General features: G+C 58.3%; 10 protein-coding genes and 1 tRNA gene. 5 read left to right on the top strand and 6 right to left on the bottom strand.

The features are described from left to right. Nucleotides 1–58: 58 nt before the first annotated feature. Together ACIQ0G_RS01810 and ACIQ0G_RS01805 are read right to left on the bottom strand one after the other, a co-directional pair. The gene (locus ACIQ0G_RS01810; RefSeq protein ID WP_397576428.1) at nt 59–859 is read right to left on the bottom strand and encodes an undecaprenyl-diphosphate phosphatase; all 801 of its coding nucleotides are present in this window, start codon (nt 857–859) and stop codon (nt 59–61) included. After that, nucleotides 856–1,773, bottom strand: a complete 918-nt coding sequence (locus ACIQ0G_RS01805) for a complex I NDUFA9 subunit family protein (RefSeq protein ID WP_397576427.1) — start codon at nt 1,771–1,773, stop codon at nt 856–858. Before ACIQ0G_RS01805 ends, ACIQ0G_RS01810 begins: the two co-directional genes overlap by 4 nt. 206 nt (nt 1,774–1,979) lie before the next feature. Between ACIQ0G_RS01805 and ACIQ0G_RS01800 the strand changes: the two genes are divergently transcribed. The 4 genes from ACIQ0G_RS01800 to ACIQ0G_RS01785 are packed head-to-tail and all read left to right on the top strand — an operon-like array spanning nt 1,980 to nt 9,282. Further along, a complete protein-coding gene (locus ACIQ0G_RS01800) occupies nt 1,980–4,220 on the top strand; it encodes an autotransporter assembly complex family protein (RefSeq protein ID WP_397576426.1) in 2,241 nt (746 codons plus the stop codon). A 38-nt stretch (nt 4,221–4,258) separates the two neighbouring features. Continuing rightward, the gene (locus ACIQ0G_RS01795; RefSeq protein ID WP_397576425.1) at nt 4,259–8,380 is read left to right on the top strand and encodes a translocation/assembly module TamB domain-containing protein; all 4,122 of its coding nucleotides are present in this window, start codon (nt 4,259–4,261) and stop codon (nt 8,378–8,380) included. After that, on the top strand, nt 8,380–8,550 hold the full coding sequence (locus ACIQ0G_RS01790) for a hypothetical protein (RefSeq protein WP_397576424.1): 171 nt from the start codon (nt 8,380–8,382) through the stop codon (nt 8,548–8,550). The genes ACIQ0G_RS01795 and ACIQ0G_RS01790 overlap by 1 nt, the downstream gene beginning before the upstream one ends. Nucleotides 8,551–8,610: 60 nt before the next feature. Continuing rightward, nucleotides 8,611–9,282 carry a glutathione S-transferase family protein gene (locus ACIQ0G_RS01785; protein WP_183939356.1) on the top strand — a complete coding sequence of 224 codons (672 nt, stop codon included), beginning with the start codon at nt 8,611–8,613 and terminating at the stop codon, nt 9,280–9,282. 50 nt (nt 9,283–9,332) lie between these two features. On the opposite strand, the gene ACIQ0G_RS01780 is transcribed toward ACIQ0G_RS01785, so the two are convergent. Next, a complete protein-coding gene (locus ACIQ0G_RS01780; RefSeq protein ID WP_397576423.1) occupies nt 9,333–9,758 on the bottom strand; it encodes a sugar transporter in 426 nt (141 codons plus the stop codon). Nucleotides 9,759–10,069: 311 nt separating this feature from the next. On the opposite strand from ACIQ0G_RS01780, the gene ACIQ0G_RS01775 reads away from it, so the two are divergent. Continuing rightward, on the top strand, nt 10,070–11,578 hold the full coding sequence (locus ACIQ0G_RS01775) for a YifB family Mg chelatase-like AAA ATPase (protein ID WP_397576422.1): 1,509 nt from the start codon (nt 10,070–10,072) through the stop codon (nt 11,576–11,578). Between the two features lie 61 nt (nt 11,579–11,639). Here ACIQ0G_RS01775 and ACIQ0G_RS01770 read toward each other — a convergent pair. The 3 genes from ACIQ0G_RS01770 to ACIQ0G_RS01760 form a co-directional block, all read right to left on the bottom strand. Then, nucleotides 11,640–11,725 (bottom strand) — tRNA-Leu (locus ACIQ0G_RS01770). Nucleotides 11,726–11,782: 57 nt separating this feature from the next. Then, nucleotides 11,783–12,061: an integration host factor subunit beta gene (locus ACIQ0G_RS01765; protein ID WP_324478553.1), complete on the bottom strand. Its 279-nt coding sequence runs from the start codon at nt 12,059–12,061 to the stop codon at nt 11,783–11,785. 204 nt (nt 12,062–12,265) lie between these two features. Then, nucleotides 12,266–13,708: 30S ribosomal protein S1 (locus ACIQ0G_RS01760; RefSeq protein ID WP_397576421.1), on the bottom strand; the 1,443-nt coding region annotated here is incomplete at its 5' end.

The raw sequence follows: 13,708 nt of genomic DNA, 5'->3' as shown, positions 1-13,708 counted from the left end.
TGACCTAAATAAGGGTCTCGCGCAATATTATTTCATATATTTATGACCGTTTCGGACCTTACCGCATGGCCAGCCACAGCAAAGCGGCTGAACCGACAATGATTCGGTAATAGGCAAATGGGGCGAAGCCATATCGGCCCACCAGCGCCACGAATGCTTTCACCACGATCACGGCAACGACAAATGCGGCGGTGAAGCCAATGGCAATCATGTCCAGATCATCGGCGCTCAGAAGTGCGCGATCTTTCCATAGCGCGTAGACGGTCGCGGCCATCATCGTTGGCACGGCAAGGAAAAAGGAAAATTCGGCCGCCGTTTTGCGTTCGACACCCATCATCAGCCCGCCCATGATCGTTGCGCCTGACCGGCTCACCCCGGGCAGCATGGCGGTGCACTGAATAAGGCCGATGGATAAGGCTGTGCCGAACGGTATGTCCTCAACCGAATGGAAGCGGACATTTTTCACGATCCGTTCAAGCAATAATATGATGATGCCGCCGACGATCAGCGCGATGGCGACGATTTCGGGCGTTTGCATGGCGGCGCGAATGGCGTCGTAGGCAACAACGCCGATGAGCAAAGCTGGTACAAAGCCGAGCAGGATGTTGCGCGTAAACGCGATTGGACCGGGCTGCGCTTTCAACAACCCCATACCGACGGCCCAGAAACGCTGCCAATATACCAGCAACACCGCCAATATTGCGCCCAGCTGGATGGCAATTTTGAACGCGATGGAACTGTTGTCGGTAAATCCAACCAGTTCACCGGCAAGTATAAGATGTCCGGTGGACGATACGGGCAGAAACTCCGTAAGCCCCTCGATAATACCGAGGAGAACGGCGATCAGCCAATCGCTCACTGACCGCCTCCAAAGCGACCATGCCGGCGATAGATGTTCAACCAGTCAGCGCCAATTGTATCAAGTGGCGTGGGTACGATGCCATAGGCCGCAAGCCCATCCGTGCCGGTTACGACATTGTCCTTGCCCAGCATCTTATATTGATCTTCCGTGATCGGCGCGCCCGGCAGCCAACCCGTGCCCTTTGCGAGCAGCTTTGCCGCGATGTCGGGGACTTCCACAAATATGGGGTCACGGCCGATGGCTTTGGCGATCCAGCGGTTCAGCTCCATCATCGAGAATATTTCGGGGCCACCCAATTCCAGCGTGCTTCCGTCCTGATGGGCCACGGCCTTTGCGACCGCCTTTGCGACATCGCCCACAAATACCGGCTGGAACTTGGTGGCTGCGCCAATGACGGGAATGACAGGAAGCGACCGGATCATTCCGGCAAAGCGGTTGATGAACTGGTCTTCGCGGCCAAAGACGATGGATGGCCGAAGGATGATTGCTGACGGGAATACTGCGCGCACGGCGGCTTCGCCATCTGCCTTGCTCTGCCCATATACCGCTTCGCTTTGCGTGTCCGCGCCGATGGTAGACACATGCACGAGCGCTTTGACACCAGCGGCGGCTGCGGCCCGCGCAACGATGCCTGCGCCAACATTTTGCACAGCGTCCATATTATCGAAGCTGCCGACAAGATTGATAACCGCATCCGCGTCTTTCACGGCGCGTGCAACACTATCGGGCTTTCGGACATCCGCCGCCATCAATTGAACCTGACCGACATTGCCGAGCGGCTTGATATGATTGGCGCCACCGACGTTGCGGCAGGCCACACGAATACGTGCGCCTTTGTTCAACAGCGCCTGCGCCACATAGCGGCCCAGAAAACCGCTGCCGCCAAAAATCGTTACCAACTTGCCTTGCATAAATGCTCCATCATGCAGCGTGTGAATTGGTTGGCGCTTTGCACCACCGCCCGAAAGCTTTCAAGGCCGACCTGCGCCCGCTTGCAGATAATTGGTTCACCCTATGCCTTATCATTGGCATCCTATTCTCTTCACGGTAACGGATGTTGCTGTGCCTTGATGGAACCTTGTGCATAAGGGGACGTTGGGCGCGAAGGGATGTCTGTTTGATCCGATTAACTGCCTTTTTATATCTTGGTTGCGCTGCCGCACCTTTGCTCGCGCAAAATCCGGCTACCGGTGCCGTTGTGCCCGCGCAGGGGCAATCCACCATGCCTGCGAAAATTTTGAGCCCCGCGCCCGCTGATCCGCAAACGCCAATCATTGGCGAGGAGGAATTCGACGCCGCCATCCCGTCACTGGACGACGCGCCGTTGGAGAGCATCGACGCATGGCAGGCCGAACAAGAGGCAAAGGAAGAAGGCGGCACGGCCCCGCAGCAGGCGGCACAAACCGCTGCCGATCCCGCTATCGCAGCCGTGCAGGATGGCGATGTCGAGAAAATCCTGCCCGACCCACCCGTCACGGACCCGTTGCTGGACGATCCGCTTCCGCCAATAGATAGCTTTGATGCGGAACCACCGCCTGAACCAACGCAGGCTGCCGAACGAGAGGCGCGGGCGTTGCGCTATATTGTGCGTATCGATGGGCTCGATGCCACCAAGACAACTGATGTTGCCAAAGATGCCGACGGGGTCGCTGTGGAAGCCGCTATTTGGCGTGATGTGCGCGCAAGATTTGATAGCCTGTCGGTGCTCAACGATGGTGACGGTACTGCGGAAAACCGCGCAGAAATCAGCCAACGTGCACGCGCAGACCGTCAGTTGTTGTTGGACATTCTAAACGGTCAGGGCTTTTTTGACGCTGATGTGCGTGTCGCCGTTCAGCCTTCTGTCTTGGAAGGCCAGCCCTTAGACGTCATCCTGACGGTTGTGCCCGGGCGGCGTTATTATCTCGGGCAGATCGCCTTTGCCGCGCCTGCCGTTCAGCCGGTGGATCTTATCAGCCGCAGCTTTGTTGCCAAAGGCGGCGATCCGATTGTCGCCGACATCATCTTGGCGGCCGAAGCGAATATTTCCGTTGAGTTGCCCCAAAATGGCTATCCTTTTGCAAAGGTTGGCGAGCGGGACATATTGCTGGATAGCGACAGGGGCGTTGGCGACTACAGCTTGCCTGTGGAAACGGGCGCACGCAGCTATTTCGGGCAATTGCGGACCGAAGGCAGCACGGCTTTTGACGCCGACCATGTCTCGATATTGCGGCGGTTCAAGACCGGCGACCTTTATGACAGCCGGAAAGTTGACGATTTGCGCGCCGCGCTCATCGCCACGGGCTTGCTGTCGACGGTATCTGTTGAACCTGTCCCGGGTGAGGGCAGCGCGCCAGATGGAACGCCTTATGCTGACTTGCTTGTGCGGCAGGAAGCGGCACCGCCGCGCACCATTGCCGGCAGCGCAGGCTATGGCACAGGACAGGGCTTGCGTGCCGACGCAAGCTGGACACACCGAAATCTGTTTCCACCGGAAGGATCGCTGACCGCAGCGGGCGTGGTGGGGACAAAAGAACAAGCTGCGAGCATATCCGTCGCGCGGGCGAATGCCGGACGGCGCGACCGCAACATCGACATATCGCTGACCGCTTTGCACAGCAATTACGACGCTTTTGAAGCCTATACCGGGCGTCTGGCGGGAACGATGTCGTTCGTGTCGACGCCCATCTGGCAAAAGAAATTCACATGGTCGATTGGCGCTGAAATATTGGCGACATCAGAAGACCAGTTTGATTTCGCGCGCGGGCTTCGCGACCGGCAGACCTTTTATGTCGCGGCGCTTCCCGGGCAAGTCGGCTTTGACCGGTCCGACAATCTATTGGACCCGACCAAAGGGTATCGCGTCAATGTGCGCGTGTCGCCAGAGACATCGCTTGGGACCGGCAAGCAGATTTATGTGCGGGCCATCCTTGACGCGTCTTATTATTATCCGGTGAAAGACAATATCGTTGTGGCCGCGCGCGGGCGGGTGGGGACGATATCCGGCATCGCACGCGATAACCTTGCCCCTTCGCGGCGCTTTTATGGCGGCGGTGGTGGATCGGTGCGTGGCTTTGGTTATCAACAGCTTGGCCCGAAAGATCCGAATAATGATCCGGTCGGTGGCCGGAGCATGAATGAATTTTCGCTGGAAGGCCGCTATCGGTTTGGCAATTACGGCGTTGTCGGCTTTGTTGATGCGGGCCAAGCATATGAATCGAGCATTCCAAAGTTCAAAGACTGGCGCATGGGCGTCGGTGTTGGCGGGCGCTTTTACACCAATTTCGGCCCAATCCGTCTGGACATCGCAACGCCTGTGAACCGGCGGCTGGGTGAATCGCGTGTCAGCGTCTATGTGTCGATTGGACAGGCGTTTTGATGCTGTGGCGGCGCATAGCCATTGGGGCCGGGGCGGTCATGGCATTGCTGTTGCTGGTTATCGCCGGCGGCTATGTGTGGCTGGATACCCAATCGGGACGGAATTTTGTCGCGCGGCAGATTGCTGCGTTCGAAATGGAAAATGGCCTCAACATCCGCATCGGGAAAATTGAGGGTTCGATTTACAGCGATACCATCCTGCGCGATGTCGAGTTCCGCGATCCCAAGGGCCGCTTTGCCCGTGCGCCGGAAATCCGGCTTGATTGGAACCCGCTGTCGTATTTTTCCAGCGGCGTAAACATCACCTCGCTGCGCGCGCCAACGCTCAACGTCGCGCGGATGCCGGCATTGCGCATATTGCCCGACCGGGGTGACCCTTTGCTGCCTGATTTGGATATCAACATTCGCCAGCTGCAAATTGACCGCATTGTCTTTGCAAAAGGCATTACGGGCGAGGAACAGGTCGCCTCGCTGTCGGGCAAGGTCCAGATTGCCGATCGCCGCGCAATCGTCAGCGCGACGGCGGGCAGCCTTCGGGGTGATCGCATCGTCCTGAAACTGGATGCCGTGCCCGATGACAATCGTTTCGATATCGACCTGAAACTCGACGCACCGGCCAAGGGCCTTGTTGCCGGGCTAATGGGGCGTGACGTGCCCATGCAGATGACCCTCGCTGGTCGTGGCAGCTGGCGCAAATGGGACGGCGCTTTATCCGCGAACATGGGTGCGGCAGAAGTTGCGGACATTGCCCTGACCGCGCGCGAAGGCACCTTCACCGCAAAGGGGACCGCCGCGCCTGCCAAGTTCATGGCGAACAGCCTGTTGGTGCGCGCATTATCGCCCGTGGCGAACATCGACATGGCGGCAAGCTTTGCCGAACGGTCTGCGAACATCAGCGGGACATTGCGTTCGGCCGCGATGGAGATGCGCGCAGATGGCATCGCGGACTTGGGCGAAGCGCGTTTCCGCGACCTTGCCCTGGATATCCGTTTGCTTCGGCCCGGCATCATCGGATCGAACGTCAGCGGTACAAATGTGCGCGGCAAGGCATTATTGAACGGTGAATTTGCCCAGCCCACCGTCGCCTATTCCGCGACAGCCACGCGTTTGGCATTCGGCCTTACGACCTTTGAGGATGTGACGCTGAGTGGTGAGGCGCAAGGCGCGGCTGACCGCTTCCTTATTCCGGTAACCGCCCGCGCGCAGCGCGTCACTGGCATCAACCAGATCGCCGGTGGCTTGTTGACCAACGTGCGTCTGAACGGTGATTTGGCGATCGCGAAGGGGCGTTTGCTTTCGGATAATCTGAAGATCAGGTCCGATCGTATCAACGCCACGGCCTTGCTGGTCGGCGATGTTAACAAGGGCTTTTACACCACCGCGTTGGACGGGAAAGTCGACGGTTTCCAAGTGAACTCGGTCGGGCTGTTTAACGTGGTCGCCGACGTTGATATCGAAACCACATTTGGTAAAGGCTATGCGCTGGTCGGCACATTGAAGGCACGTTCGACGCGATTGTTCAGTGCGGGCGCGCAAAAGTTTCTGGGCGGGCAGATGTTTGTCGATGCCGGCATTCGTTATGGCAGCAACGGCATATTGCAGATTGCCCGTGCGACCGTCGTTTCGCCGTTGTTCCGGCTGAACAGCGGCACGGGAACGTACGTTGCCGAAGGGGGCCGCGTAATATTTAACGGGGTTGGCTATTCGAACCAATATGGGCCTGTGGCTGTCGCGATGACCGGGACTTTTGACGATCCGGTGTATCGCATCACCGCGACCAATCCGGGCTTTGGCGTTGGTCTATCCAATGTGGTCGGCGTCGTCACGCAAAGCCATCGGGGATACGCGGTCGCACTGACGGGCATGACCGATTATGGTCCGATCAGCGGTGATGCCGATGTGCTTTCGGGCGATGGCCCCCTCACCATTGATATCCTACGGGGCAATTTTGCGGGCATCGGCGTTACCGGTCGTATCCGGCAAGCCGCCGCAGGCCCCTTTGTCGGTACGCTCACCGGCGCGGGCGCTGGGTTTGACGGTAGAATTGAGCTTTCGGCGCAAGGCAGTTTCCAACGCGCCGTGGTGGATGCGGTGGCGTTGAATGCGGAACTCGCCGGCGCGCAAAAATTGGCCATTGGTCGCGGTATCATTAAAGCCGACGTCATTTTGTATGACAGTCCGCAGATTGTTGCGGACGTTCAGATGGAAAATGCCATTTTGAACGACATCGCGATTGCCGCCGCCCGGGCAAAGATCAACTATCGCGATGGGACAGGCACGGGGCAGATATTGGCGGAGGGCCGAAGCGAAGTACCTTTCCGCGTTGCCGCCAATGCAGATTTCACTCCGCAGCTTTGGCGCATCGCTGCCAAGGGCCGGGCCAACAGTGTCGACTTTGCAACCGCCGGTCCCATCCGCATCATCCCGCGCCGTGGCAGCTATGACATTTTGCCGAGCACGATCAAACTGGCGCAAGGTTCGGTTCGGTTGGCGGGAAGCTATGGCGATACGATGACGTTCCAATCACGGTTGGACAAGGTCGACATAGCCGCATTGAATCCTCTCTTTCCCGTTCCTGGCTTGAGCGGAACGGTCACCGGAAGCATCGATTGGGCGCAAGCATCCTTGGCGGCGTTTCCCCGCGCGGATGCACGGTTGGAAATCAGCAGCTTCGTTCGCGCAAATCTGGGGTCGCGTTCGCAACCTGTCGATATCAGCCTGGTGGGTAGATTGTTGCCCAATGGCGGCAATGCGCGCGCGATTATCCGGCGGCGTGGTGCCGCTGTGGGACGGATCCAAATTGACCTGACACCGCTGCCGCCCGGTGCCGCCAGTTGGACCGAACGATTGCTTGCCGCGCCTTTGTCGGGTGGCGTGCGCTATAATGGTCCAGCAGATACGCTGTTTTCGCTGGCGGCTTTGGCGGATCAGAGCCTGACCGGAGATATCGGCGTTGCGGCGGATTTTTCGGGCCGTGTTCAAACACCGCAACTGACCGGCGTTGTCCGCGCCAATGACCTGATTTACGAAAATGACGCCTATGGCACGCGGCTGACCAATTTGCGCATCCGCGGTCTGTTTACCAACGACCAGTTGGACGTGACCGAGCTGAGCGCCAAGGCGGGCGACGGAACGATTAGCGGCAAGGGCATTGTCAATCTTAGCTCGGCCAAAGGCTTTCCGGTTCAGCTGAACCTTGATCTCGACCGCGCACGTGTTGCCCGAAGCGAGCTGATCTCGACAACCGCAACCGGACAAATCACCGTATCAAATGCGCCGGATGGTTCCGCACTGATCCGCGGTAAGTTGCGCCTGCCCGAAACGCGTTTCAAAATCATCCGACAGGGCGCGGCGAAGGTTGCAACGCTCACCGGTGTCCGCCGCAAACAGTCCATTCGCCGTCCGCGTGTGTCGGGTGATGCCGATGCGATCGCAAGCCTGCCCAGCAACTGGAAACTCGACATCGCGCTCGAAGCGCCCGGCAACTTATATGTCACCGGCATGGGGCTGGAATCCGAATGGGGCGCCAAATTGCGGATAACGGGCACCAGCGCTGCACCGCTGATTTCGGGCGATATGGAATTGGTACGCGGCACATTGGGCTTTGCCGGTCGGTCGTTCGAACTGGAAAGCGGCCGGATATCCTTCAACGGCGGCCCTGCAGCCAACCCGTCGATCCGCGTCGCTGCCGCCAGTGACGTCGATGGCACGACGGTGCGCGTCAACATCAGGGGCACGGGCCAAAATCCAGACATCAGCTTCAGCTCGACCCCTGCCTTGCCGCAGGATGAAATTATGGCGCGGATATTGTTTGGCAATTCGATTGGCGAACTGTCCGCAATTCAGGCGGTGCAATTGGCAGGATCGCTGAACAATTTGCGTGGCGGACCAGGCGGACTTAATCCGCTTGGCGTGCTGCAGTCGGCAACGGGATTGGACCGGCTGCGCATATTGGGCGCGGATGACACCACGGGGCGCGGTATGGCGGTGGCTTTTGGCCAATATATTACCAATGATGTCTATGTCGAAATCGTCACTGACGCGCGGGGCTATACGGCAACGCAGCTGGAAATCAGCCTGACGCCAGCGCTTTCAATCTTAAGCCAGATCGGCAGCGGCGGAACGTCCAACGTCAATGTGCGGTATAAAAAGGATTATTGATGCGGCTTATTTCATGCATTCTGTTGCTCACACTGGCTGGCTGTCAGAAGGATTTTGACAGCCAGTACGCCGAAACCGAACGCAAGGTGAAGGCGGCCGAGGCCAAGATTGACGCGGAAATGGCGAAGGAAGCCAAACGGGAACCCGGCGACGTTTCCAAATCCAACTAATCTATGCGCTTTTGTGGCGCACCCCTTCACATTTTGGTTAACCGGTCCTAACAGATACCTATGTGGCATCTCCATCAATATCCGCTGTGTCCGTTTTCGCGTAAGGTACGACTCCTTTTGGGCGAAAAGGGTGTGCCGTACAGCCTCGTGCGCGAAAATCCGTGGGAACAGCGTGACGAGTTTCTGCACATGAACCCCGCCGGACGCACGCCGGTGATGCGCGATCCGGAACGCAATATCACCTTGGTCGATTCGGTCGCGATCTCAGAATATATCGATGAAACCGTCGCCACGAATCCGATGATTACGGGCACTGCGCAATATCGCGCCGAAACACGGCGGCTGGTGGCGTGGTTTGACGAACAATTTTACGGCGATGTGACTCAGCCGCTTCTGCACGAACGGATGAAAAAGCGCCTGATCGACCGGCAGCCGCCCGAGTCCAAAATATTGCGTGAAGCCATGAAGCTGGCCAACGGGCATCTCGATTATATCGATTACCTGATTGATCACCGGGCATGGCTGTCCGGCGCGGTGATGAGCATGGCGGACCTCGCCGCCGCCGCACAAATTTCGGTTGCCGATTATCTCGGCGGCATTGACTGGACGGGGCATGAGCAGACCAAGGCGTGGTATGCGATGTTCAAGTCGCGCCCAAGCTTCCGCCCATTATTGTCCGAACGGATGGAAGTCATCACCCCGCCCAAACATTATGAACAGGTGGATTTTTAGGCTTCTGCCAACGCGACCAGTCGCGACATCGCCTCCCGTTTCGGAAAAATTCAGGCCAGCCAACCCTTGCGTTGCCAGTGCCGTGATAGCTGCCATTGCACCACTGCCATCACGATGATGAACATGGGGAAGGCGAGTATGGCGATGTCGGTTTGCGCGCCACTGGCGATCAAGAAGGGATAGCTGAACTGGATGATGATCGCGATCAGGCTGAATGAAAAAGCGAGCGGTGCCCAAAATTTTCTTAGGATCAGGCCGATGGCGCCAAGCGTTCCGACGCCAACGCCGATGGCATAAGCCGCCCACGCCCAGCCCGGCATCGATACCCATAAATCACGTTGCACCTGCGGCAGCGCGGCGATGTCGGCGGCTGTCATCGTCCACTGGCTGACAAAGGCGCCGACGCCCATCAGGTTCCAGAGCAGAAAGAGGATGCTGACCCAAGTCAGCCAGCGTGGTGTGGTCATATCGTTCATGTACGTGCTCCAGTTGCGCTGATGGGCAGTGCAGAGAAGGGGGCGACTCGGGGCCGTGTAAAAAGCATAGCAATTGGTCGGCATCTATCAATCCAGCCATGACCTTCGCGTGGTGTAACCGCACCGGACGAACATGGTTTCGGCGCAAATTTGATATGCCAACGCTTCGTATACGAACCGGCAGCGGTTGCCCTGAGCATGATTTTTCCCGCATCGCATATGTGTCGATTGCTGGACCGGTCGACCGGACCTCCGCTGCAGCTTCATCCCAGTGCGGCGGGGGTCCATAATGGGTCATGCGGGGTAACAATATGGTGTCGATAGTCTCGACGGTTGCCTATCTCGGGCTCGAAGCGCGCAGTGTCGAGGTACAATGTCAGATAGCGCCCGGCGTGGTGAGTTTCGCGGTCGTGGGACTGCCGGACAAGGCCGTTGCCGAAAGCCGCGAGCGTGTGCGCGCCGCGATTTCGGCACTTGGACTTGCGCTGCCCCCCAAAAGGATCACCATCAACCTGTCGCCTGCGGACTTGCCCAAGGAAGGGTCACATTATGACTTGCCCATTGCGTTGGCCTTGTTGGGTGCGATGGGGTTGGTCGATGCAGAGACGCTGGCCCAATATGTCGTGGTGGGGGAGCTTGGGCTGGATGGCCGCGTTGCGGCATCACCCGGTGTGCTCCTCGCGGCGCTGCACGCGTCTTCACGCGGCATGGGGCTGATATGTCCGGCAGTGCAGGGGTCCGAGGCGGCATGGGCGGGTGAGATTGAAGTGATCGCCGCGCCGGATTTGCTTGGGCTGCTGAATCATTTGAAGGGCCAATCGCTGCTGCGGAGCCCCGAACCCGGCATCGCCGAACCGCGCAAAGGCGGTCCTGACATGAAAATGGTGAAGGGGCAGGAAACCGCCAAGCGCGCGCTTGAGATCGCGGCTGCGGGTGGTCACAATCTGTGCATGGTGGGTCCGCCGGGCGCAGGCAAGTCGCTTTTGGCGTCGTGCATGCCCGGTATATTGCCCGAACTGACGCCCGCTGAAGCGCTGGAAGTATCGATGATCGCATCGGTGGCCGGTACGTTGGAGGGCGGGCGGTTGATGCGCACACGGCCATTCCGCGCGCCGCACCACAGCGCGTCTATGCCGGCGTTGGTCGGCGGAGGGCTGCGCATTCGGCCCGGCGAAGTGAGCCTTGCGCATCTGGGCGTGCTGTTTCTGGATGAGCTGCCCGAATTTCAGCGCGCTGTGCTCGACAGTCTGCGGCAACCGCTGGAAACCCGCGAAGTCAGCATTGCGCGCGCGAACAGCCATGTGACATTCCCCGCCAATGTGCAGTTGGTTGCGGCCATGAACCCGTGCCGGTGCGGGCATTTGGGCGATGCTGCTTTGGCGTGTAGCCGCGCACCGCGTTGCGCCGCCGATTATCAGGCAAAGATATCGGGACCGTTGCTGGATCGCATCGATCTGCATGTGGAGGTGCAGGCGGTGAGCGCGGCGGACCTCGTCCTGCCGCCGCCTAGCGAAGGATCGGCCGAGGTTGCGGCGCGCGTTGATGCCGCGCGTCAGGTGCAAAGCGCACGTCTGGCGGGGACTGGCCTGCGCACCAATGCGGATTTGGACGGTGATGCGCTGGCGGCCTTTGCCAGCCCCGACGCCGCTGGGCAGAAGTTGCTGGCACAAGCGGCGGAGGCCATGCGGTTATCCGCGCGCGGCTATACGCGCATCTTGCGGGTCGCCCGAACGATTGCCGATCTTGCCGGGTCGAGCGATGTTGGCCGCATCCATATCGCAGAGGCGCTGAGCTATCGCAGGCAAGCACCGCGCAATTGAGTTCAGGCTATGCAGGGTGGCAGATATCTGGGACGCGCAGGCCGCGCGTCGAGAAAAAAGGTGGTGCGGATGGCGGGACTCGAACCCGCACGCCCAAAAGGACAACAGATTTTAAGTCTGTAGCGTCTACCATTCCGCCACATCCGCATGACATTGCGCAGACAGCATTACGTCCGCACGGTCAAGGGGCTTTGCAGCCCAAGCTTATTTGTTAAGCCGTTCCCGCACTTCCTTGCCGGGTTTGAAATAAGGTACGCGCTTGGAAGGAACGTCAACCGCGGCGCCAGTGCGCGGGTTGCGGCCCTTACGCGGGCTGCGGTCGCGCGTTGAAAAGGCGCCAAAGCCACGCAGTTCCACACGTCCGCCGTCGGCAAGACGTTGGATGATCTGGTCGAAAAACAGATCCAAAATCTTTTCGATTTCTTCCGTTTTCAACTCGGGATTTTCAGCTTCCAGCTTTTTGATCAATTCTGAACGGATCATTTTATTTCCTTCACATCGGGCTCACTGAAGTTGCAAGGCAGCTTCTCAAGCGTCTGACGTTCGTAATAGTTCCGAAATGCCAGAAATTTACCGATATTACAACGGCGTTACCGATGTTGGTTTTGGAGAGCATAAAAAAACCCGCCCTTCGTTAAAAGGGCGGGTTTTTGTTCCGATAAATCGGGGTTGTGCATTAGCCGAAGCTTATTTCTTCACGCCCTTAAGCGCTTCACCCAAGATGTCGCCAAGCGATGCGCCGGAATCCGACGAACCATATTGCTCAACAGCTTGCTTCTCTTCAGCGAGTTGAAGCGCCTTGACGGAGAAGTTTGGCTTCTTCGAACGGTCGAAGCCAGTGATCATTGCGTCGAACTTCTGACCAACCTGGAAACGGTCTGGACGTTGCTCGTCACGGTCACGGCCAAGGTCGGCACGCTTGATGAAGCCAGTTGCGCCATCTTCACCGGCCTGCACTTCAAGTCCGCCATCGCGTACTTCAAGAACAGTAACCGTGGTGGTCGCACCCTTCTTCAGGCCGCTTGCCGAAGCAGCGCCGGCTGCCGATGGGGCACCCTTTTCAAGCTGCTTGATGCCAAGCGAAATGCGCTCTTTCTCGGCGTCGATGTCGAGGACGATTGCCTTGACGGTTTCGCCCTTGCGGTGAAGATGCAATGCTTCTTCGCCGGTGATGCCCCATGCGATGTCGGACATGTGGACCATGCCGTCAACGTCGCCGTCGAGACCAATGAACAGACCGAATTCGGTCGCGTTCTTGACTTCGCCTTCAACGGTCGAACCAACTGGGAACTTATCAGCAAACGATGCCCATGGATTGTCGTGCGCTTGCTTGAGACCAAGCGAAATGCGGCGCTTTTCCATGTCGATGTCGAGAACGACAACGTCGACTTCTTGGCTTGTCGAAACGATCTTGCCAGGGTGAACGTTCTTCTTTGTCCATGACATTTCCGAAACGTGGACCAAGCCTTCGATGCCGGCTTCGAGTTCGATGAACGCACCGTACTCGGTGATGTTCGTGACTGCACCCTTGAGCTTTGTGCCCACTGGATATTTTGCAACCGCTGCATCCCAAGGATCGCTTTCCAGCTGCTTCATGCCAAGGCTGATGCGCTGTGTGTCCTTGTTGATACGAACGATCTGAACCTTAACGGTGTCACCAATGTTGATGATTTCGCTTGGGTGGTTGATGCGCTTGTAGCTGATGTCGGTGACGTGCAGCAGGCCATCGATGCCGCCCAAGTCAACAAACGCACCGTAATCGGTGATGTTCTTGACAACGCCGTCGATGATCTGACCTTCAGCGAGGTTCTGGATAAGGCCAGTGCGCTGTTCTGCGCGTGTCTCTTCCAAAATGGCGCGACGCGAAACAACGATGTTGCCACGCTTGCGGTCCATTTTCAGGATGACGAATGGCTGCGCGATGTCCATCAATGGAGCTACGTCGCGCACAGGGCGAACGTCGACTTGGCTGCCGGGCAAGAATGCCACTGCGCCGCCGAGGTCAACGGTGAAACCACCCTTTACGCGGCCGAAGATAACGCCATCGACGCGGTTGCCCGCTTCGAATTCGCCTTCAAGAACGTCCCACGCAGCTTCGCGGCGGGCACGGTCACGGCTGAGCATGGCTTC

Origin of the sequence: Sphingorhabdus sp. (assembly GCF_044354325.1) — a bacterium.
Taxonomy (GTDB): domain Bacteria; phylum Pseudomonadota; class Alphaproteobacteria; order Sphingomonadales; family Sphingomonadaceae; genus Sphingorhabdus_B.
Note: the sequence above shows the minus strand (reverse complement) of the source record. Positions and strands in the feature narration are given on the sequence as shown.

Excerpts from the sequence above, each read along its gene's own strand:
- ACIQ0G_RS01805 (WP_397576427.1), bottom strand. The coding sequence starts at position 1,773 with ATGCAAGGCAAGTTGGTAACGATTTTTGGCGGCAGCGGTTTTCTGGGC.
- ACIQ0G_RS01795 (WP_397576425.1), top strand. The coding sequence starts at position 4,259 with ATGGCATTGCTGTTGCTGGTTATCGCCGGCGGCTATGTGTGGCTGGAT.
- ACIQ0G_RS01765 (WP_324478553.1), bottom strand. The coding sequence starts at position 12,061 with ATGATCCGTTCAGAATTGATCAAAAAGCTGGAAGCTGAAAATCCCGAG.
- ACIQ0G_RS01790 (WP_397576424.1), top strand. The coding sequence starts at position 8,380 with ATGCGGCTTATTTCATGCATTCTGTTGCTCACACTGGCTGGCTGTCAG.
- ACIQ0G_RS01780 (WP_397576423.1), bottom strand. The coding sequence starts at position 9,758 with ATGAACGATATGACCACACCACGCTGGCTGACTTGGGTCAGCATCCTC.
- ACIQ0G_RS01785 (WP_183939356.1), top strand. The coding sequence starts at position 8,611 with ATGTGGCATCTCCATCAATATCCGCTGTGTCCGTTTTCGCGTAAGGTA.
- ACIQ0G_RS01775 (WP_397576422.1), top strand. The coding sequence starts at position 10,070 with ATGGTGTCGATAGTCTCGACGGTTGCCTATCTCGGGCTCGAAGCGCGC.